Origin of the sequence: Oceanobacillus rekensis (assembly GCF_002153375.1) — a bacterium.
In the GTDB taxonomy this organism is placed as follows: Bacteria; Bacillota; Bacilli; order Bacillales; family Amphibacillaceae; genus Oceanobacillus; species Oceanobacillus rekensis.
On the sequence record NZ_MTBQ01000002.1, the window covers coordinates 338,539 to 359,648 of the forward strand.

Below are 21,110 nucleotides of genomic sequence, written 5' to 3' on the forward strand. Positions count from 1 at the left end.
TTTAGTATAGTTTATAATTTATTAGCTTAATCCCCATTTTTTCTGAACATTTTTCTCCAATCTTGTAAAAACAACATTATCCATAATTGTACCGATAATTGCGATGATAATCATGACGGAAATAACTAAATCCATTTGTCCGAGTGAACGGCCTGTTTCAAGTAGATGACCAAGGCCTCCACCGGCACCAAGTAATTCACCGGCCATCAGTGCACGCCATGAAAATGCCCAAGCGAGACGCAAACCGGATATGATTTGCGGGATGGATGCAGGGATAATGACGGTACGCAATAAATGGAATCCGCTGGAACCATATGTCCTGGCAACACGTTGGTATAGTGTCGGTACATTTTTAAACCCACTTGTCGTATTCATTGTCATCGTCCATGTTGCCCCAATTGTAACGACGAACAGAATAGCAGTCTCCCCAAGACCGAACCAGACGATTGCAAGTGGTAGCCAGACGATACTTGGGATAGACTGTAGTGCTACGACGAGAAATCCTAATGTATCATCAACAAGTTTGTATCTCCAGATTAAATAACCAAGTATCAGTCCTACTATGACCGCAATAGTAAAACCAACTAGAAGTCGACCAATACTTTGGAAGATTGCTCCAGTAATTTGACCATTTATAATTCCGTTAAAGAGTGTTTCCAACACCTGCAATACACCTGGAAACATGAAGGTTGGAACAGTGGACAGTCTAGATGCCACTTCCCATATCACCATTAGTATCGCGATGAATATCACTCTTCTTAAAGTTGTAATCATCTCCAAGTTCCTCCTTCAGTACTTTCTCCATTTCTTCTTCAAGTGTTGCAAGTATTTTTTGCTCCAGATCAAGTGTGACACTATCTGGTGTATAACCGTCCTGAGTTGTTTGGACATGGTATGTTGCTTTAATTTTCCCCGGACGTGTTGCCATGACAATAATTTTCTGTGATAAGAGTACAGCCTCACGTATATTATGTGTCACAAACAATACAGTGACTTTTGTCTTTCTCCAAATTTCCAACAGCTCATTGTGTAATGCCATTCTTGTTTGTTCATCCAAGGCAGCAAATGGTTCATCCATCAATAAAATATCCGGATCCATTACAAGTGCACGTGCGATAGCTACACGATGCTTCATTCCGCCTGAAAGTTGATGCGGATAGGAGTCGGCATAATTGCTCAAATGGACAAGTTTCAGCATTTCCGTTGCCTTCGCTTCAGCTTCTTTTTTAGGCATTTTTTTTAGAAGAAGGCCATATGTTACATTATCGAGAACGTTTAACCATGGGAAAAGTCCGTCCTCCTGGAAAACGACAACACGATCTGGACCAGGTTTGGTTACTTGTTCTCCAGAAATTTCAATTTTTCCTTTAGAGGCTTTTTCGAGTCCGGAAACCAAGTATAGTAAAGTAGACTTACCACAGCCTGATGGTCCTACAATAGATACAAACTGTCCTTTCTCCACTTCGAAGCTTATATCATCCAATACTTTTACTTCGTTATTTGTATTGCTTTGAAACTTTTTTTCAACTCCATCAAGTGTTAAATACATTTTTTCTCATCCCCCTTTTAATTCAAAGTAGTTTTATAGGTTTTATCGTATTAGTATAATATGTAACTTTTATTGAAATTTGTCAATAGAAATTAAATAATTTAAGCGATTTTATTGACAGTTTTTCGATTGGACAGTACGATTAAACTAGGTATAAAATATATTTGTTAGCTAACGTTTATTAAAACGTTTATAAATAGAAAGTGAGGAGAATGGATATGAATAAAACACTTCATGAAAAAAATGAACAACTTGGTGAAATTCTATCTGGAATGGGTCGTGTCTTAGTAGCTTTCTCTGGTGGTGTAGACAGCTCTTTCCTATTAAAACGTGCACAGCAGGAGTTAGGGGATAACGTACTTGCTGTTGTCGTAGCATCCGAACTTTTCCGTAATGAAGAATTTGATGGTGCTGTTAAACTTGCAGAGGATATGGGTGTCCGTGTACTGAAAACAGAGATGAAAGAACTCGAGAATCCTGCCATCGCAGCAAATACTCCAGACAGCTGGTATCACAGTAAAAAAATGCTTTATTCTCGCTTGAATGATATTGCAAAAGAAATGGCTATTCCGTATGTACTTGATGGCATGATCATGGATGATATGGATGATTTCCGTCCAGGACTGAAAGCAAGAACAGAAGAGGGCGCACGCAGTGTTCTACAGGAAGCAGGAATGTATAAACAGGAAATCCGTGAACTGTCCAAACAATTGGATGTACCTGTATGGAATAAACCTGCATCATGCAGTCTAGCATCTAGATTCCCATATGGTACGGAAATTAATCGTGAGAAAGTGAGTCAAGTAAATGAGGCAGAGCTTTTTCTAATTAAACTTGGCTTTGATATGGTTCGTGTACGTTATCACGCAAATGTGGCAAGAGTTGAAGTTACAGAAGATAAGATTGCAGACTTTATTGCTAAACGTGAACAAATCCAAATGAAACTCGTTTCACTCGGATTCGATTATGTTTCTGTTGACCTAAAAGGATATCGCACTGGAAGCATGAACGAAGTATTACCTAAAGAACAATTGGAAACAGAAATCGGTTAATTAAATAAGAAGCCTGTTCGTAAGTTAGGTACTGTTACCTACGAAAATGAGAGAGTATCACAAAAAGTGACTGCTAAATTGTACAGCAATTTAGCAGTCACTTTTTTATTGGTACAGAATCCTTTGTATATAAACTCATTGATTTAACTTTAAAATCAGTACGCCTACGATATTGCCACAAGCACTCAATGATTACCTGAACATCTCCTTCTTATGTGATAACTGCTTACTTACTCATCTGAATCAAAAGCTGTTGATATGCAGCAGCTTCTTCCTTATCTCCCAATTCCAGATAGACTTTTGATAAGTGTGTAATAGGTTTCCGGTCTTCCGGGTTAAGTTCCATTTCCCATTTGAAACAGTCGATGGATTTTTCATATTGACGAAACTGAACATATAATTCCCCGAGCTCAAATTGCTGATCAGGGTCCTCCATCATTTTTTTCATTTTTAATAGCTTCCGTTCGATAGGCAGTTGATGTCCTGCATCATGGAAAGGTTTAAACCAGTCGAGAATATCGCTGAGCGGATACCCATCCAAAAAGGCAGATACAAAAGGTTTGATCATTTTTTCCATTGTATAGGCGTTGTTCTTGGATAGCTTGAGCAATCTTTTATTAGATTTAGAAAAGTAAGTGGATAATAAGGTAGCGTCAGTATTTTCAAAGCTGTGAATGGTCATCTCTAATTGCTCATCAGGTACCAATAATTTGGTAGACATCAGGAATTCTGTCATTTGATTTGCATCACCAGCATTCATTATGATATTCATTAGCTCTTTATTTATAGAAGTATTTGGTTTAAACTCTTGTAAAAATAGTATTTTATCTATAATAGGTAAATGATTTATGTTGGTGAGGATAGCTTCAAAATTTGATTTGCTAAATTTGGACCTGAGCATTGCTGTTCGTACAGCTAGTTCATCTAGGGGGCGATCCTGCTCTTTATATAATTGGAAAAGAAGTTCTGTGGATTTATTGTTACATAGAACATCAAACGAGGCAGCTTCAAAGTTGATCGGGTCCTTTTCGTACACATCCAGCATTTTCTCGTATAGTCCGCGATACTTACTAAGCTGCATATCATTCATCATATCATGCGCAAATTTACTCTCACACCCAACATTGATGAATGTTTTCAAAAGTTTATAGGCAGTCAGATTCTGACCATTTCTACGATAATCGTAGTACGTACGTTTAAATAAATTCTCAACGGAACCTGATTTCGTAAATGAATCAAAGTAGGAGATAATTAGTGCAGTTTCTAATTTTGGATATGACTTTTGAATGTTTTTAAAAAGTTGGTTGAACGGGATAAGGTGAAAAGTTGTCTTATTTCTTAGAACTTGTGTGGTTATCGGGTGAGACCCTTTGAAGTGGATGCCTTTTGTAAATGCATGGTGGATGTAGGAATTTATTTTGATATGTTTGCTTTTAGCGCCATTGATAAAATCATTTTTATAAAAAATTAAATAATAATGATTTTTATTTTGATCAGTTGCTTCCAGTACTTTACTTTGTTTATAGAAGACGAGTTGTTCAGCGGTAAGTGTCAGCTCTTTCTTATTCACACGAATTTGGAATTGATTTATGCTCATTGAAACTCCCCCTTTATTAAAACAATGATAACATAGTAAGGAAATTTCAACGAACAAAATCATTTCTTAATATTTTTTTATCTGATATAATGATTAGAAATTAGTATCAGGTACTAAGGGGAGGTATTTATATGAATAGAGAAGATTTAATTGCTCCAAAAAATTATAATATCGTAATGGAAATTGAAAAATATGCACAGGATACTGGCCGTAAAGCGGTGATTTGGGAAGATGAATCAGGAGAAAAGAAAGAAGTTACATATGATACTCTCATCAGAAACGCAAATAGAATTGGTAATCTTTTTAACCAAAAAGGACTAAAGCGCGGTGATAAATTACTTGTCATGATGCCACGTCTTATTGAAACGTATGAAGTATATTTAGCTGCATTAAAAACGGGAATTATTATTATTCCTAGCTCGGAAATGTTCCGTACAAAGGATTTACAGTACCGAATTACACATGGTGAAGTTCGTGGTGTTGTTAGCTTCGCAGATTATACGGAAGAATTTAATGGCATCCAACAATATGATGAGTTAGTAAAATTTACGGTTGGAAATGCTTCCAGTGGCTGGCATTTCCTTGATGAACTTAAACTATCTGCAACTGATAAGCTTTCAATTGTTCCAACTACTCGGGATGATATTGCATTTTTACCATATACATCAGGTACAACAGGTAATCCAAAAGCCGTGATGCATACACATGGCTGGGGATATGCACATATGCAAACGGCCCCGGAAAACTGGTTAAGTATACGTGATGGGGACACAGTATGGGCAACCGCTGCTCCAGGTTGGCAAAAATGGGTATGGAGTCCATTTCTTTCTGTACTCGGTTCAGGTGCAACTGGCTTTGTGTATAATGGCAGATTCGAACCGAAAAAATATTTGAGTTTATTGGAACAAAATGAAGTCAATGTATTTTGCTGTACACCAACGGAATATCGTCTCATGGCAAAACTTGATAATTTATCCGAATACCATATACCAGAATTACATAGTGCCGTATCTGCGGGTGAGCCATTGAACCGTGAAGTCATTGATAAATTTGAGGAACATTTTGGTGTTACTGTTAGGGATGGTTATGGGCAAACAGAAAATACTTTACTACTCGGATTTTTAAAAGGCATGAAGGTGAAACCCGGTTCGATGGGGAAACCAACACCAGGTAATAATGCCCAATTGATTGATGAAGATTGTAATCCTGTTGCAGTAGGAGAAGTGGGTGATATTGCAATTCCGCTTGATACACCTGCATTATTTAAAGGTTATTATAATGACACAGAGCGCACCAAGAAATCGCAAAGAGGGAACTTCTATATCACAGGTGATCAGGCATCAATGGACGAGGAAGGCTATTTCTGGTTTGAAGGCAGAAATGACGATATTATTGTTAGCTCTGGATATACGATTGGACCATTTGAAGTGGAAGATGCATTGGTGAAACATCCTGCCGTAAAAGAATGTGCGGTAATTGCGAGTCCGGATGAAGTTCGTGGGAATGTCGTAAAAGCATATATCGTCCTTCAGGGAAATGTCGATTATAATGATCCAGGGTTGATTAGAGAATTACAAAATCATGCCAAACAATTAACCGCACCATATAAGTATCCACGAAGGATTGAATTTATTGATGAATTGCCAAAAACATCATCAGGTAAAATTCGCCGAATCGAATTGAGACAACGTGAGCAAAATAAAAGTAATTAACGATGAAAGTGGAGAGAAGCTTATTCTCTTCGCTTTTTTTTCGTTAAGGTGTAGTGAATTAACGACACTTCCCTCATTTCCAAATAGAAAAAGGAGCGGTTTTATGAAAATAATTGATACACATTGTGATGCACTATTAAAATTGCAACTTGCAAAAAGGGGACAATATGGATATATGAATCCTTTAAATTTCGGGAATTCAGACGTGATTGATACAAATCTGGATCGCTTAAAACAAGGTCAGGTTCTGGCACAGTTTTTTGCTATTTTCATTCATCCGGATGTCCCATCAGATGAGAAATGGCAGCATGCATTGGAACAGATTGATATGTTTTACACAGAAGTTATCGGAAAAAACCCTGAAATGATCCATATAAGGAGCTGGTCCGATTTCGATACATTGAAAAAGGGCGAGATTGGGGCTGTCTTAACATTGGAAGGTGCCGATCCATTTGGCAATGATCTAATGAAGCTTCGTCAATTATACCGTCTAGGTGTGCTTTCAATCGGATTAACGTGGAACCATGCCAATCTCTGTGCAGATGGAGTTGAGGAACCACGTGGGGGTGGACTTACATTACTTGGTAAAGAAGTAGTCAAATTAAATAATGAGAATGGTGTTTTTACGGATGTATCCCATTCCACTGTAAAGGGTTTCTGGGATATGATGGAACTTGCCGATTATCCGATTGCAAGTCATTCCAATGCACGTGCAGTTTGTGATCATCCGAGGAATTTATTTGATGACCAGATAAAGCGTATGATTGCAAAAAACGGCCTGATACATGTGGTATACAATCCACCCTTTATTAATCATGAACGTGAAGAAGCCACTATCACAGATCTTCTAAAACATATAGAACATCTTTGTTCATTGGGGGCTGTGAAACAGATTGGATTTGGTTCGGATTTTGATGGAATCAGTAGTTTTGTCACTAATCTTGAAAATGCAGCTAATTATCAAAACCTAATTAATGAGCTTTTAAAATTGTATTCAGAAGCTGAAGTGAAAGGATTTGCTTATCAAAACTTTTTGGACCATCGACCGGGAATGAATACAAATGTATATTTCGCTTAAAACTTACCTATATTAACCAAAAGGAAGCGAAGATTTTTCATTAACTTAGTGATTGGGCTGGTAAAATTGAGGAAACTGACTTTTGTAATTAGTCTTATATTTATTATTTTTGTAACGATCCCACTAATGGAAGCAGAAGCAGCAGTTGTTGAAAATGATATTTATGAAACAACTGATATGCAACATAATTGGAAGAAGTATGGTACCGATATAAATGTTTTTCAGACGGATACACATGAAGTTACATATTGGAAAAACTTTATGAGGTATAGTCGCACATGTAATATTTCTCATGAGGTTAAAACAATCGTATATTATTGTGGGTTGCATGATCATACAAAGTCTGAAACGTTTTTGGAAGAAATTACCCACAGCGTAAATCATTCCCATTAAAATAATTTTATTTTAGAACAAACAAGCACGCCTTTTCCGGCGTGCTTGTTTAGTTGCTATAATTTTTGTCCATAATATCTATCCAATGAAAATCCACGACCGAGAATTTCGGATGCATTTAAGAAAATAACAAATGATGTTGGTGCTTCTTTTTGCAGGATCTTTTTCAACTGAACGGCTTCCGGCTGCTCGGTAACACAGATAATCATCGTTTTATCAAGATTGGAGTAACCACCAACCGAGCGGACCTTTGTAAGTCCACGGTCGATTCCATCATGGATGAGGGACTGAATCTTTTCCTCTTCCTCTGTAATGATTAAGATGAGTTTTGTTGCAGAAGTACGTAATTGTACAAAGTCAATCGCTTTTCCTGAAATATAGATAGCCAGCAGGGCAAATAATGTAAGTTCCAGACTAAAGACAATAATCGATGTAGTAACGACAAGTCCGTCTACGATAAATTGGGAATAGCCACTGGATATACCAGTGAACTTCTTGACAATCTGTGCAATGGCTGCTGTTCCACCGGTTGATCCGTTACCTTTATAAACAATTCCAAGCCCGACTCCAAGCAAAATCCCACCATATAATGCACCTAGAAATGGATTCGTCACAGTGATCGGGATATCCGCTGAAAGGAAAATAATAAAAGGGACCCAAAACGTTCCAACTAATGATTTAAAACTGAAATCCTTTCCTAAAGCAATCCAGCCAATAATGAAAATTGGTATATTAATAATCATTTGGATCATCGCAGGACTTAATGCGTAAATCTCAAACAAAATCGTACTGACCCCTGAAATACCACCTGCTGCTAGTCTTGAAGGGAGGAAAAATATATTATAGGATAGGCCGACAAGTGTAGCGCCTAAAATAATATATATATATTGGGATGCTAATTTATTGCGCAATATTTTTTTCATGTTGTGTTTCCTTTCCGTGTGTTGATGCAACTTATACTTTATCACTCGGCAGGAAAGGAGTAAATAGCTATATCTCGCACTATAAAAGAAAATGGGGACCAAAGACGTTATGGGTATCTCACTATTTCAATGTTACGTAATATATCAATTGATTGGGAATGGGATATAAATAAAACATGGATTCTCAATAGAAAACCCATGAAAAAACGCTTATACAGTTACTCTTAACTTTTCCTGCTCGATAATTTCAGCCTTCACTTTCTCAGTCAAATTTTTTCCAACCTTTGGAACAATCGTTTTTAATATGGGATTAATCATTGGTCCCATCATCCCTTTTACGCTGACACTCAGGAAACCGGTCACCATGGTTTTCTGGTCAGATAATGCACTTGCCTGGAAGTAACCTTCACCAATACATGCCTCATTTAATCCGGTTAGATGAAAGCGGATATTCGCAGGTTCAACCCATTCTGTAATCGTAACATTCAAATTTACGGTTCTGTTTATGATTCCAATATCGCCATGTATCTTCCAAATCGATTCTCTATCGTTCAAAATGCTATGATCAGCATACCCTGGTACAAGAACAGCCCAGTTATCAATTGAACTAATAAAACTCCAAATTTTGTAAATAGATACGTCCATTTCTATATGATGCGTACTGTTCGCCACTAGATGTTTCTCCTCCTTATGTACTTCTGTGTTCAAATTAACATGCAAGGCTAATATATGTTTAGGCTAACTTTTTTAGACCAAAATTATCCCGCATAGTACTCAAGCGGGCGCGCCCCGCCGTCACTCGGTCGCCAGCACATCTCAAACGGGTGAACAGCAGCCCCGCTCGGGTATCAGCACCCTCCAGACGGGCGTGAACAGCATAATGAATAATATAAATAATCTTACAGATGATAAGCATAGAACAGAAATTTTTCTGTTCGAATACACCGAGGAGTGATCTGGATGGCTGACAACAATCGAAATCAATTGTTAGTGCCTGGTGCTGAAAATGCAGTGGACAAGATGAAACAGGAAATTGCAAATGAATTTAATGTTGAACTTGGAGCTGATACAACTGCACGTGAAAACGGATCGGTGGGTGGCGAAATGGTCAAGCGAATGATTAAAATCGCCGAAGAAAGTATGAACGGGAACAAATAGTGCAAGTACCCGTATAGCGGAGTGTTAAGGCAATCCATCAGTTCGCTATACGGGCGCCTGAAGCTGGATGATGTAAAAAGAAAAAGGATACCTCTAGAGAAAATTCCCTAGAGGTATCCTTTTCAACTTTTTAATTTTTTATGGTGTTTTTTGTTGCCACGTTCACGAGCCAATTAAATGGATCTTCTGTTTTACCATATTGAATAGCAGTTATTGTATCATAAACTTTCTGGGAGATTTCTCCGGTTTTTCCACCGTTAACAATCATATCTTCGCCTTCCCATGTCAATTGGGCAATTGGAGAGATAACGGCTGCAGTTCCAGAACCAAATGCCTCTTCCAATGTGCCGTCCTTGTGTGCTTGATGTAATTCTTCCATGGAAATTCTTTTTTCCGATACTGGAATGTTCCAATGTTTCAGAAGCTCGATAACTGAATTTCTTGTGACACCAGCAAGGATACTTCCGTTTAATTTTGGTGTTACAACTTCACCGTTAATTTTAAAGAATACGTTCATGCTTCCAACTTCTTCGATATATTTCCGCTCGACACCGTCAAGCCAGAGAACCTGTGCAAAACCTTCTTTAGCAACCATTTCCTGTGCTTTTAGACTTGCTGCATAGTTACCACCGGTTTTTGCTTCACCAGTTCCACCTTTAACGGTACGAACGTAATGATCTTCCACAGCAATTTTTACCGGGTTAATTCCCTCTTTGTAATAAGCGCCAACAGGTGATAAAATGACAATAAATTTATAATGGCTTGATGGTGCTACGCCGAGATATGGTTCAGTGGAAATCACAAATGGGCGGATATACAGGGATGTTCCCGGTGCATCTGGGACCCAATCTTTTTCCACGGATACAAGCTGTTTAATTGCTTCTAAAGCAAAATTCTCGTCAATCGGTGGTATGCAAAGGCGATCATTGGAGAGATTCAAACGTTCAAGGTTTTTCTCCGGTCTGAATAGTTGAATATCTCCTGTAGCAGTACGGAATGCCTTTAATCCCTCGAAAACCGATTGACCATAATGGAATACCATTGCGGAGGGTTCGATTGTTAAAGGTTGATATGGTACAATGCTCGCATTATGCCACCCTAAAGGTTCAGAGTAATCCATTACAAACATATGGTCTGTAAATGTCTTACCAAAAATAAGCTGATCCGATTCAGGTTTTTGTTTTTTCGTTTCACTAAGTTGTACGCGAATAGTCTGTTCTCCCATATCAATTAACTCCTTGTTTTGTTTTTAAAATTTCTATTTATCATAAGGGATAAATCAAATTTTCGCAAGACTTAATATTTAATTTACTTTGTTAAATGAATAGTACCATAGTATGCTAGTTAAGGAAAATATGTTTTTAGGGAGCTGGAAATATGGTTAAAGCAGTATTTTTTGATTTGGATGACACATTGCTTTGGGATGAAAAAAGTGTGAAAGATGCATTTGAAAAAACGTGTGAGCTGGCAAGTGTGAAATATAATATTGATCCAAACGAGCTGGAAGTCAAGGTAAGGGAGAGTGCGAGAGAAATATATGCTTCATACGATACATATGATTTTACGAAGATGATTGGGATTAATCCTTTTGAAGGACTGTGGGCCAAATTTCTGGATGAAGGAGAGGAATTTGGAAAACTAAAGGAAATTGCTCCAGGTTACCGAAAAGAAGCTTGGACAAAAGGATTAAGTGATTTAGGAATTGATGATCCTGAATTTGGGTTAGAACTTGCGGAGGCTTTTCCTAGGGAACGGATGAAAACGGCACTTTTATATGATGATGCCATCCAGGTGCTTGAGACGCTGAAAGGAAAATATCAGTTGTTGTTGTTGACAAATGGTTCACCTGATTTGCAACAAACAAAACTTGATTTGACTCCGGAATTAGTACCTTATTTTGATCGAATCGTTATTTCTGGGGCTTTTGGTAAAGGAAAACCAGACCCATCTATTTTTGAACATGCATTGGAATTGTTATCACTTAAAAACAATGAAGTGATCATGGTAGGAGATAATCTAAATACCGATATTCTAGGAGCGGAACGAGCTGGAATTACTTCTGTATGGATTAACAGGCATCAAAAGGCAAAAGGGGAAACAATCCCAACATATGAAATTACCAAATTGGATGAACTACTCCCAATAATTGAGAAGCAGCAATGATAAAAAGCACACCACTTATATTTTTTGAAGTGGTGTGCTTTTGCTGCCGTCAGGGGTCACTCCGGGCGGATGCGCACCTTAGGGCACGGCCTCAGCCCCGAAGTGAAAACCACTCTTCAGGTCTTCGGACACGTGCTTTTCCCGCAGGAGTCACCGCCCACAGCGATGCCGGACTGGTGAAGTTACATTATGTTTTGTTAGATAATGCAAGTACAGTAATTGTAGCAACCTTCTCCAGCTCTGGGAAATACACGGAGTCTTCTGCGGGACGGGAGGCATCGGTGAGCCAACGCAGCGCTTTAGCGCAAGTTGGCTCACCAGCCCCCGCGAACCGTGAGTGTATTTCCCAGAGCGGTCGCCGAAGTTGCTTACCTTATGCCGCAAGATATTAACTCTGCACTGCTTAGAAAGCAACAATTCTTTTTGGTGGATGAGTAAACGCAGTCCCAACATTAATCAAAGAACCAAACTTATAGATCTATCGCCGTAACTTCTTTAATTTCATCGAGGCTCTTCAATTCCTCCAATGCATCTGTTTCCAAATGTTTATCAATCGTTAGGATCATAATGGCATTCCCACCGATATCAGAACGATCCACTTGCATTGTCGCGATGTTGATATGATGTCTTGCAATTGTGCTTCCCATGCGGCCAATAACACCTGGCTGGTCAGTATGCTGGATGACGACCATATGTCCTTTAGGAGTAACATCCACACGAAATTCGTCTACTCGAACCAACCTCGGACCAAATCCATTCAATAACGTTCCGGCAACTTTGCGACTTCCTGATTTGCTTGTAACTTCCACAGTAATTAGGTTAGTAAATCCTTTTGTGGAAGAAGTTTTGCTCTCTTTAACAGTAATCCCTTTTTTATCGGCTAAATATAGAGCATTGACGTCATTAACATGATTTCCTAGAAAGCGTTTCAAAATCCCTTTCACCGCATTTCTTGTTAATGGTGCCACTTCAATTTCAGATAAATCTCCGGAGTAGGTAATATTAATTTCTTCAACAACTTCTTTTGTCAGGTCAATCAGGAAGGTGCCTAATTTTTCGGCAAGATGGAAATAAGGTTCGATTTTATGCATGATTTCACTTGGTACAGCTGGAAGGTTAACAGGATTTTTCACAACATCACCGTTTAAAAAGCTGATCACATCATGACTTACATCGATTGCGACGATCTCCTGTGCTTCAATGGTACTTGCACCTAAATGCGGGGTTGCAACAACCTGTTCCAATGTGAGCAGTTTATGATCGATAAATGGTTCCTCTTCGAAAACGTCGAGTGCTGCGCCTGCAACCTTTCCAGAAACAATCGCATCATAAAGGGCATCTTCATCAATAATCCCACCACGAGCACAATTGATAATCTGGACACCAGGTTTCATCATTTCAAAAGCCTGTGCATTAATCATATGTCTTGTTTCTTTCATCAAGGGCGTATGTACTGTTATAACATCGGCTTTTTGTAAGACAGCTTCCAATGTTCCGTAGCCAATTCCCATTTGTTCTGCTTTTTCTTCAGTCAGGAATGGATCATAGGCAATGACATTCATCCGCTGCCCCTTCGCACGTGCAGCCACTTCGGCTCCGATTCTGCCAAGGCCAACGATGCCTAATGTTTTATTCTTGATTTCCATACCAACGTATTTTTTACGATCCCACTTCCGATTTTTTAATGCATGGAAGGCCTGTGGGATGTTCCTCGATAGGGCCATCATCATTGCTATCGTGTGCTCTGCAGCAGAGTTGGTGTTTCCGTTCGGTGCATTTACCACGATAATTCCGTTTTCCGTAGCTGCTTCCAAATCGATATTGTCAACCCCAACACCTGCACGACCAATGATTTTCAGGTTCGTTGCTTTACGAATCAATTCTCTTGTCACCTGTGTTTGACTACGGACAAGCAATGCATCGAATTCGCCAATACGATCTTCCAGTTCAACTGGACTGAGGTTTGTTTCCATCACTAAATTTATATTTTTATTGTTGCGCAATGGTTGAATGCCTTCCTCACTTAGTGGATCACTAATAAATACATGAAATGTCATGATTATTCCGCCTCCAATGTAACCAATTTTGCAAACAAAAAATATCTGTAAATTCAATCTCTATTTATATTTTAATATAGCAATATCTTAAAGGTTGTCAATAAATTTAAAAAACATAAAGGTTATCTATATTCCTGTAAACGCTTTAAAGCCAAATAAACATTGACTTGCATTTTTAATTTTAAAAAATTAATTGAAGTATTAAAAAATTAGCCTTATAATAGTTCGAAAGAAAGGTGGTAATTTTGATGAGTAAAGATTTACGTATAAATAGTAAAGCATTTGATGGAACGATGAGGGCTCCGAATCGTGCCATGTTACGTGCAGTAGGTGTTACGGATGAAGATTTTAAGAAGCCAATGGTAGGAGTTGCCAGCACGTGGGCAGAGGTTACTCCGTGTAACATACATATTGATGAGTTAGCTGTCAGCGCTAAAAATGGTGTCAGAGAAGCTGGCGGGGTACCACTGATTTTTAATACGATTACTGTATCTGATGGAATCTCTATGGGAACGCAAGGAATGAGGTATTCGCTGCCGAGTCGTGATGTGATTGCTGATTCCATTGAAACGGTTGTTGGTGCTGAAAATCTGGATGGACTTGTAGCGATTGGTGCCTGTGATAAAAATATTCCAGGCTGTATGATTGCGATTGCCAACTCCGGAGTTCCTGCAGCATTTGTCTATGGTGGAACAATCGCACCTGGTCAACACGGGGGAGAAGACATTGATATTGTTTCCGTATTTGAAGGTGTTGGAAAACATAATAATGGAGACATCGATGACAATGAACTCAGATCTATCGAATGCAGTGCATGTCCTGGTGCAGGTGCTTGTGGTGGTATGTATACCGCTAACACAATGGCATCTGCAGTGGAAGCGATGGGTATGAGTTTACCTGGAAGTTCATCAAATCCTGCAGAATCAGCTGAAAAGGCTGAAGACGTAAAAGCAGCTGGAGAAGCAGTTTACAAAATGCTGGAAAATGGTATTTATCCAAAAGATATTATGACAAAAGAAGCATTTGAAAATGCCATTACAGTTGTTATGGCACTTGGCGGGTCTACAAATGCAATTCTTCACCTGCTTGCAATTGCACATGCAGCGGAAGTCGACTTGTCGATTGACGATTTCAACCGTATGCAAAAGAAAGTACCACATCTTGCTGATTTAAAACCAAGTGGAAGATTCGTTATGCAAGACTTACATCGTGTTGGTGGTGTACAAGCCGTTATGAAACTATTGCTTGAAAATGGTTATTTGCATGGTGATTGTTTGACTATTACTGGAAAAACAATTGCAGAAAATCTGGCGGATGCACCATCACTTCAAGAAGATCAACAGGTTATTATGCCTTTTGACAATCCAAAACGTAAAGATGGTCCTTTAATTGTTCTGAAAGGGAATCTTTCCCCAACAGGTGCAGTGGCAAAAGTTTCTGGTGTAAAAGTAAAACGTCATACCGGTCCTGCTCGAGTATTCAATAACGAGGTAGATGCGACTGCTGCAGTATTGGCCAATGAAATTAATGATGGGGATGTTCTCGTCATCCGCTATGTGGGTCCTAAAGGTGGACCTGGAATGCCAGAGATGCTTTCTATTTCCAGTATTCTTGTTGGAAAAGGTATGGGTGAATCTGTGGCGCTACTGACAGACGGTAGATTTTCAGGTGGAACGCATGGATTAGTTGTTGGACATATTTCTCCAGAGGCACAAGATGGAGGTCCGATTGCATTCTTGAAAGAAGGCGATCTCGTAACAATTGATTCCGACAAAAAGGAGATCTCGATGGAAGTTTCCGAGGAAGAATTGGCTGCAAGACGTAAAGTTTGGGAGGCACCAGCCTTGTATACGAAAGGTGTACTTGGAAAATATGCACATAATGTATCCTGTTCGTCTAAAGGGGCAGTTACAGATTACTTGAATAAATAAGATTACCAGAAAGCGTCCGTGTAAAAACGGGCGCTTTTTTTTGTGAAAAAGTAACAAAAATTAGTTTGGTTGGTGTATCAACCATGTAAACGCAATCATAAAATTTAACTAATCAAATTATCAAAATACTTATGAAAACACCCTTGACTCTTTTTTAAAAAAGTTATATGATAATTCCAATATCAGAAATCACTTAACAAATGTATTTTTCTGAAATGAGTAATTAAAGAGATAACTAATAATATGAAAATCAAATAAACTTAACTCGATGACGAGAAAAAAGGAACATGTTACGTGTATTTACAGAGAGCTGGGGTTGCTGGAAGCCCAGAAATACATATTGTTCTGACATCTTCTCTGAGTGCCGTTTTGAACGGAGGAAACTCCCATTAGGTATGGCCAGGTGCAAATTATTTGTACCTGTTATCAAGCAAGCTGATAATCAGCTTGCAAAGGTAGTATTCGTAAGGATGCTATGAAACTGGGTGGTACCGTGAAAAGAAGACTCTTTTCTCCCCAATAATTCTGATATAGTGCAGATTATGGGGAGAGAAGGGTCTTTTTTTAAATTTTAAAAAAGGAGGTTGCAGAATTGAAGATAGAAGCTAGCCTTGATGTTGAAGTAAATGGAAATTTGTTAACGGGTGCTGATTTATTAATTAAAACGTTGGTTGACGCTGATGTGGACACCATATTTGGATATCCGGGTGGCGCAGTATTACCAATCTATGATGCGTTATACCGTAATAAAGCTGAAACTCCTTTCGAGCATGTACTTTGTCGTCATGAACAAGGATCAATTCACGCGGCAGAAGGATATGCACGGGTTACAGGAAAGCCTGGAGTTGTTATTGCAACATCAGGACCAGGTGCAACCAACCTGATAACCGGAATTACGGATGCAATGATGGATTCATTGCCACTTGTTATATTCACTGGTCAGGTCGCGGAAAATGTGATTGGTACAGATGCTTTTCAGGAAGCAGATGTGATGGGTATTACAACACCAATTACAAAATACAACTATCAAGTGAATGATATTGCTGATTTACCAAGAACTGTTAAAGAGGCATTCCATATTGCATCAACAGGAAGACCGGGTCCAGTCGTTGTCGATATCCCGAAAAACATCTCAGCGAATATCACAGTAGATGATTATGATGATGATTTTTATTTGCCAGGGTATCAGCCAACATTGAAGCCGAATCCATTACAAGTTATTAAATTGGCAGATGCTCTAAGTCGTGCAAAGCGTCCACTGCTACTTGTAGGTGCTGGAACAAAGTTTGCGGATGCATCCGTTGAATTGAAACAGTTTGCCGAAAAGTATCAGTTGCCTGTTACTACTACATTACTTGGACTTGGAAGTTTTCCAGGAACAAACGAGCTGTCATTGGGAATGGCAGGTATGCATGGAACATATGCAGCGAACATGGCAATCTATGAAAGTGATCTGCTAATCAATATTGGGGCAAGGTTTGATGATCGGTTAACCGGGAATATTGAACATTTTGCACCAGCAGCGAAAGTTGCACATATTGATATCGACCCAGCCGAAATTGGTAAAGTTATTGAAACCCATATTCCAGTCGTTGCAGATGCAAAGAAAGCTCTAAATGCTTTGCTTAACACACAGATTGACCAGCCAGATCACAAGGATTGGATGGATAAATTACAAGAAAACAAGAAAGAATATCCGCTCTGGTATGAACGTACCGAGACACCATTATCACCACAATGGCTAATTGAACAGGTGTACAACGTATCAAAGGGTGAGGCAATTGTTACGACTGATGTCGGACAGCATCAAATGTGGGCAGCACAATTTTACACATTTGACAAACCAAATAATTGGGTGACGTCAGGTGGACTTGGCACCATGGGATTTGGATTCCCAGCAGCTGTTGGCGCTCAACTAGGAAGACCAGATGACCTCGTTATATCCATTGTTGGTGATGGTGGATTTCAAATGACTTGCCAGGAATTATCTGTTGTTAAACAAAGGAAACTTCCTGTAAAAGTAATTATCGTCAATAATGAGGCACTTGGAATGGTTAGACAATGGCAGGAGACTTTCTATGAAGAAAGATATTCAGAATCATTGTTTTCTGAAAACCCTGACTTCGTTAAATTGGCTGAAAGCTATGGTATAAGAGGAGTGAGGGTGGATAGGGAAGAAGATGTGATTCAAACTCTCGAAGACATTTTTGCTTATGACGGACCAGTCGTAGCTGATTTCCGAGTAGTACGAAAAACATCTGTCTATCCGATGATTGCTCCAGGAAAAGGAATTCATGAAATGGTCGGGGTGAAGAAATGAGACGAATTATAACTGCAACCGTTCAGGATCGTGGAGGAGTATTAAACAGAATTACCGGAATGCTCAATAAACGTCAATTCAATATCGAAAGTATTTCTGTTGGAGCATCTGAAACAGAAGGTATTTCTAAAATGACGTTTGTAGTGGAAATCAGTGATAGACAGAAACTGGAACAGCTGACAAAGCAATTAAACAAGCAAATTGATGTGTTGAAAGTATCCGATATAACGGATAAAGCAATGGTGGCCAGGGAACTGGCATTAATCAAAGTAGTGAGTACAGGACATACGAGAGCTGAAATTCAAGGTATTATCACTCCTTTTCGTGCATCTGTGATTGATGTAAGCAAGGAGAGCATGACGATACAGGTTACAGGTCGTCCAGATAAGGTGGATGCGCTGATTGCCTTACTCAGACCATATGGTATCAAAGAATTAACTAAAACCGGTGTAACAGCATTCCTAAGAGGACAGCAACCTGATAACATCACAGAAATGAATTCCATGATTAATTAATCAAAATATAAAAAATAAAAAATGAAAAATCGAGAGGAAGATTTAAATGGCTAAAGTACTATATGAAAATGATATCAACAAAGAGGTATTGGAAGGTAAGAAAATTGCAGTAATCGGATATGGCTCACAAGGTCATGCGCATTCATTGAACCTTCGCGAAAGCGGCTATGATGTTGTAATCGGACTAAGACCAGGGAAATCACAGCAAAAAGCGGAAGAGGATGGCTTTGAAGTATTTCCAGTAGCAGAAGCAGCCAAACAAGCAGATGTTGTAATGGTTCTTCTACCAGATGAAAATCAACCAAAAGTATATGAAGAAAGTATCAAGGATAATCTAGAGGCTGGAAATGCACTTGTGTTTGCACATGGTTTCAACATCCACTTTAGTCAGATTGTACCACCAACAGATGTTGACGTATTCCTTGTAGCACCAAAAGGACCAGGACATCTTGTAAGAAGAACATATGAAGGTGGCGCTGGAGTACCAGCATTATTCGGTGTTTATCAGGATGTTACAGGTAAAGCAACAGATATTGCTTTGGCATATGCACAAGGAATTGGTTCTGCAAGAGCAGGTGTTCTTGAGACAACATTCCAGGAAGAAACAGAAACTGATTTGTTTGGTGAACAGGCAGTTCTATGTGGTGGGGTAACAAGCTTAATTAAAGCAGGTTTTGAAACATTAACAGAAGCAGGTTATCAGCCTGAGGTTGCTTATTTTGAGTGTATGCATGAAATGAAACTAATTGTAGATCTTCTATATGAAGGTGGATTAGAAAATATGCGTTATTCTATCTCAGATACTGCACAATGGGGAGATTTCGTATCAGGCCCACGCGTTGTAGATGCGGAAACAAAAGGAAGAATGAAAGATATCCTAACAGATATCCAAGACGGTAAATTTGCTAAAGGATGGATTCTTGAAAACCAAGCAGGTCGTCCACAATTTAATGCGATCAATAATAATGAAAACAAACATCAAATTGAAACAGTTGGAAAGGAGCTCCGTGATTTAATGCCTTTTGTTAAAAATCCAATTGATTCTAAACAAAAGGAAGTGAAAGTCCATGTCCCAAATTAAGATCTTTGATACAACACTTAGGGATGGAGAACAATCACCAGGGGTTAACCTGAACAAACTAGAGAAGTTAGAGATTGCTAGACAATTAGAACGTTTTGGAGTTGACCGGATGGAGGCAGGATTTCCTGCTTCCTCCAAAGGTGACTTCGAAGCAGTAAAAGCAATTGCTGATACAATCAAAAAAACTTCTGTTATTGGATTGGCAAGAACGATAAAGTCTGATGTTGATATTGCCTGGGAGGCATTAAAAGGTGCAGAAAATCCTGCTATCCATCTTTTCTTAGCCACATCTCCAATTCATATGGAATATAAATTGAAGAAAACACCTGAAGAGGTAATTGAGACTGCGGTCAGCATGGTTTCATATGCCAAGCAAAAGTTCAAAGAGATTGAATGGTCTGCTGAAGATGCAACAAGGTCAGATTGGAAATTCCTTGCTGAAATCATTGAAAAAGTGATTGATGCTGGAGCAACTGTCATCAATCTCCCGGACACGGTAGGCTATACGACACCAGCAGAGTATGGGAAACTATTCCGTTATATTTCCGAAAATGTACCAAATATTGATCAGGTTGCCCTTTCTTGTCATTGCCATGACGATCTTGGTATGGCGGTAGCTAATTCCATTGCTGCTGTGGAGAATGGTGCAACACAGGTAGAAGGAACCATTAACGGAATTGGTGAACGTGCTGGTAACGCTGCTCTGGAAGAAGTTGCCGTGGCATTGAAGATACGTTCTGATTATTATCCATATGAAACAGGACTTCAATTAAATGAAATCAAACGCACAAGTGACCTCGTTGCAAAATTAACTGGTATGTATGTGCAGGCAAACAAAGCAATTATTGGTCGAAATGCGTTTGCACACGAATCAGGAATTCATCAGGATGGCGTATTGAAAAATGCAGAAACCTATGAAATTATTACGCCTGAGTTGGTTGGGGTTAACTCCAATACTTTATTCTTAGGGAAACATTCTGGTCGCCATGCATTTAAAGATAAGGTGAAGGAATTCGGTGTTGAACTTTCAGAAGAAGAATTGAAGGAATCTTTTGAGCAGTTTAAGCAATTAACCGATCATAAAAAAGAAGTAACGGATGACGATCTTTACACCATAATTATGGAAATCAAAACAGAATCCTCATCAATCAATAAATACCAATTGGAAAAATTCCAAGTTCAATATGATACCGAAAATGTACCGACAGCTACTGTCGTACTAAAAACACCGGAAGGAATGATAGTAGAAAATTCCTGTCCAGGTCAAGGTAGTGTGGAAGCACTCTATAAAACGATCGATAGTTTAATACAAGAAACTATTAAATTGGTCGACTATCAGTTGAATTCGGTTGGCGGGGGAAAAGATGCATTAGCAGAGTCACATGTACAGTTAATCGTTAACGGTGAAACTGTCAATGGGCGAGGCTCCGCACAAGATGTCCTACAAGCATCTGCCCATGCATTTATCAATGCAGTAAATCGATATATGATTAAAATAAAAACAACTGAAACAGAAGAATTGGTTCAATAATTATACTATAATGTAGCCCCCTGGTTGCCGAAGCCAGATGAAACAAAGGT

General features: G+C 38.9%; 18 protein-coding genes. 11 read left to right on the plus strand and 7 right to left on the minus strand.

All coding sequences use genetic code 11. The features are described from left to right. Positions 1-21: 21 nt before the first annotated feature. Positions 22-774: an ABC transporter permease gene (locus BV906_RS05545; RefSeq protein ID WP_087972450.1), complete on the minus strand. Its 753-nt coding sequence runs from the start codon at positions 772-774 to the stop codon at positions 22-24. Then, a complete protein-coding gene (locus tag BV906_RS05550; RefSeq protein WP_087972451.1) occupies positions 707-1,549 on the minus strand; it encodes an ABC transporter ATP-binding protein in 843 nt (280 codons plus the stop codon). Before BV906_RS05550 ends, BV906_RS05545 begins: the two co-directional genes overlap by 68 nt. Before the next feature lie 212 nt (positions 1,550-1,761). On the opposite strand from BV906_RS05550, the gene larE reads away from it, so the two are divergent. Continuing rightward, on the plus strand, positions 1,762-2,601 hold the full coding sequence (gene larE / locus BV906_RS05555) for an ATP-dependent sacrificial sulfur transferase LarE (protein WP_425435170.1): 840 nt from the start codon (positions 1,762-1,764) through the stop codon (positions 2,599-2,601). 226 nt (positions 2,602-2,827) lie between these two features. Here larE and BV906_RS05560 read toward each other — a convergent pair whose 3' ends face one another. Further along, positions 2,828-4,198: a tetratricopeptide repeat protein gene (locus BV906_RS05560; protein WP_087972453.1), complete on the minus strand. Its 1,371-nt coding sequence runs from the start codon at positions 4,196-4,198 to the stop codon at positions 2,828-2,830. Positions 4,199-4,329: 131 nt separating this feature from the next. Here BV906_RS05560 and mbcS point away from each other — a divergent pair, with 131 nt between their 5' ends. The 3 genes from mbcS to BV906_RS05575 all read left to right on the plus strand — a co-directional run bounded on the left by mbcS (position 4,330) and on the right by BV906_RS05575 (position 7,381). Then, positions 4,330-5,910, plus strand: a complete 1,581-nt coding sequence (gene mbcS / locus BV906_RS05565; RefSeq protein WP_087972454.1) for an acyl-CoA synthetase MbcS — start codon at positions 4,330-4,332, stop codon at positions 5,908-5,910. 103 nt (positions 5,911-6,013) lie between these two features. Beyond that, positions 6,014-6,988 carry a dipeptidase gene (locus BV906_RS05570; RefSeq protein ID WP_087972455.1) on the plus strand — a complete coding sequence of 325 codons (975 nt, stop codon included), beginning with the start codon at positions 6,014-6,016 and terminating at the stop codon, positions 6,986-6,988. 66 nt (positions 6,989-7,054) lie between these two features. Beyond that, entirely contained in the window at positions 7,055-7,381 is a 327-nt protein-coding gene (locus BV906_RS05575; RefSeq protein ID WP_140321963.1) for a hypothetical protein, read from the plus strand. A 56-nt stretch (positions 7,382-7,437) separates the two neighbouring features. On the opposite strand, the gene BV906_RS05580 is transcribed toward BV906_RS05575, so the two are convergent. Together BV906_RS05580 and BV906_RS05585 are read right to left on the minus strand one after the other, a co-directional pair. Continuing rightward, positions 7,438-8,304, minus strand: a complete 867-nt coding sequence (locus tag BV906_RS05580) for a YitT family protein (RefSeq protein WP_087972457.1) — start codon at positions 8,302-8,304, stop codon at positions 7,438-7,440. 210 nt (positions 8,305-8,514) lie between these two features. Continuing rightward, positions 8,515-8,976 (minus strand): SRPBCC family protein, encoded by a 462-nt coding sequence (locus BV906_RS05585; protein ID WP_087972458.1) that lies wholly within the window; start codon positions 8,974-8,976, stop codon positions 8,515-8,517. 288 nt (positions 8,977-9,264) lie between these two features. Here BV906_RS05585 and BV906_RS05590 point away from each other — a divergent pair, with 288 nt between their 5' ends. Continuing rightward, the gene (locus BV906_RS05590) at positions 9,265-9,462 is read left to right on the plus strand and encodes an alpha/beta-type small acid-soluble spore protein (protein ID WP_087972459.1); all 198 of its coding nucleotides are present in this window, start codon (positions 9,265-9,267) and stop codon (positions 9,460-9,462) included. 130 nt (positions 9,463-9,592) lie between these two features. On the opposite strand, the gene BV906_RS05595 is transcribed toward BV906_RS05590, so the two are convergent. Then, positions 9,593-10,687, minus strand: a complete 1,095-nt coding sequence (locus BV906_RS05595) for a branched-chain amino acid aminotransferase (protein WP_087972460.1) — start codon at positions 10,685-10,687, stop codon at positions 9,593-9,595. A 152-nt stretch (positions 10,688-10,839) separates the two neighbouring features. Here BV906_RS05595 and BV906_RS05600 point away from each other — a divergent pair, with 152 nt between their 5' ends. Next, a complete protein-coding gene (locus tag BV906_RS05600) occupies positions 10,840-11,625 on the plus strand; it encodes an HAD family hydrolase (protein ID WP_087972461.1) in 786 nt (261 codons plus the stop codon). Between the two features lie 470 nt (positions 11,626-12,095). Here BV906_RS05600 and serA read toward each other — a convergent pair whose 3' ends face one another. Next, positions 12,096-13,682 (minus strand): phosphoglycerate dehydrogenase, encoded by a 1,587-nt coding sequence (gene serA / locus BV906_RS05605; protein WP_087972462.1) that lies wholly within the window; start codon positions 13,680-13,682, stop codon positions 12,096-12,098. Positions 13,683-13,930: 248 nt separating this feature from the next. On the opposite strand from serA, the gene ilvD reads away from it, so the two are divergent. From ilvD to BV906_RS05630, 5 genes are all read left to right on the plus strand, one after another. Continuing rightward, positions 13,931-15,613 (plus strand): dihydroxy-acid dehydratase, encoded by a 1,683-nt coding sequence (gene ilvD, locus BV906_RS05610; protein ID WP_087972463.1) that lies wholly within the window; start codon positions 13,931-13,933, stop codon positions 15,611-15,613. A gap of 592 nt (positions 15,614-16,205) precedes the next feature. Continuing rightward, entirely contained in the window at positions 16,206-17,933 is a 1,728-nt protein-coding gene (ilvB, locus tag BV906_RS05615) for a biosynthetic-type acetolactate synthase large subunit (RefSeq protein ID WP_087972464.1), read from the plus strand. Continuing rightward, the gene (gene ilvN, locus BV906_RS05620) at positions 17,930-18,448 is read left to right on the plus strand and encodes an acetolactate synthase small subunit (protein WP_087972465.1); all 519 of its coding nucleotides are present in this window, start codon (positions 17,930-17,932) and stop codon (positions 18,446-18,448) included. Before ilvB ends, ilvN begins: the two co-directional genes overlap by 4 nt. A 46-nt stretch (positions 18,449-18,494) precedes the next feature. Next, positions 18,495-19,529, plus strand: coding sequence for a ketol-acid reductoisomerase (ilvC, locus tag BV906_RS05625; RefSeq protein WP_087972466.1), 1,035 nt, complete (start codon positions 18,495-18,497; stop codon positions 19,527-19,529). Next, entirely contained in the window at positions 19,516-21,060 is a 1,545-nt protein-coding gene (locus BV906_RS05630; protein WP_087972467.1) for a 2-isopropylmalate synthase, read from the plus strand. The genes ilvC and BV906_RS05630 overlap by 14 nt, the downstream gene beginning before the upstream one ends. The last annotated feature ends 50 nt before the right edge of the window (positions 21,061-21,110 follow it).

Excerpts from the sequence above, each read along its gene's own strand:
- BV906_RS05570 (WP_087972455.1), top strand. The coding sequence starts at position 6,014 with ATGAAAATAATTGATACACATTGTGATGCACTATTAAAATTGCAACTT.
- mbcS (WP_087972454.1), top strand. The coding sequence starts at position 4,330 with ATGAATAGAGAAGATTTAATTGCTCCAAAAAATTATAATATCGTAATG.
- larE (WP_425435170.1), top strand. The coding sequence starts at position 1,762 with ATGGATATGAATAAAACACTTCATGAAAAAAATGAACAACTTGGTGAA.
- BV906_RS05590 (WP_087972459.1), top strand. The coding sequence starts at position 9,265 with ATGGCTGACAACAATCGAAATCAATTGTTAGTGCCTGGTGCTGAAAAT.
- serA (WP_087972462.1), bottom strand. The coding sequence starts at position 13,682 with ATGACATTTCATGTATTTATTAGTGATCCACTAAGTGAGGAAGGCATT.
- BV906_RS05545 (WP_087972450.1), bottom strand. The coding sequence starts at position 774 with ATGATTACAACTTTAAGAAGAGTGATATTCATCGCGATACTAATGGTG.
- BV906_RS05600 (WP_087972461.1), top strand. The coding sequence starts at position 10,840 with ATGGTTAAAGCAGTATTTTTTGATTTGGATGACACATTGCTTTGGGAT.
- ilvN (WP_087972465.1), top strand. The coding sequence starts at position 17,930 with ATGAGACGAATTATAACTGCAACCGTTCAGGATCGTGGAGGAGTATTA.
- BV906_RS05560 (WP_087972453.1), bottom strand. The coding sequence starts at position 4,198 with ATGAGCATAAATCAATTCCAAATTCGTGTGAATAAGAAAGAGCTGACA.
- ilvD (WP_087972463.1), top strand. The coding sequence starts at position 13,931 with ATGAGTAAAGATTTACGTATAAATAGTAAAGCATTTGATGGAACGATG.
- BV906_RS05630 (WP_087972467.1), top strand. The coding sequence starts at position 19,516 with ATGTCCCAAATTAAGATCTTTGATACAACACTTAGGGATGGAGAACAA.
- BV906_RS05550 (WP_087972451.1), bottom strand. The coding sequence starts at position 1,549 with ATGTATTTAACACTTGATGGAGTTGAAAAAAAGTTTCAAAGCAATACA.
- ilvC (WP_087972466.1), top strand. The coding sequence starts at position 18,495 with ATGGCTAAAGTACTATATGAAAATGATATCAACAAAGAGGTATTGGAA.
- BV906_RS05580 (WP_087972457.1), bottom strand. The coding sequence starts at position 8,304 with ATGAAAAAAATATTGCGCAATAAATTAGCATCCCAATATATATATATT.
- BV906_RS05595 (WP_087972460.1), bottom strand. The coding sequence starts at position 10,687 with ATGGGAGAACAGACTATTCGCGTACAACTTAGTGAAACGAAAAAACAA.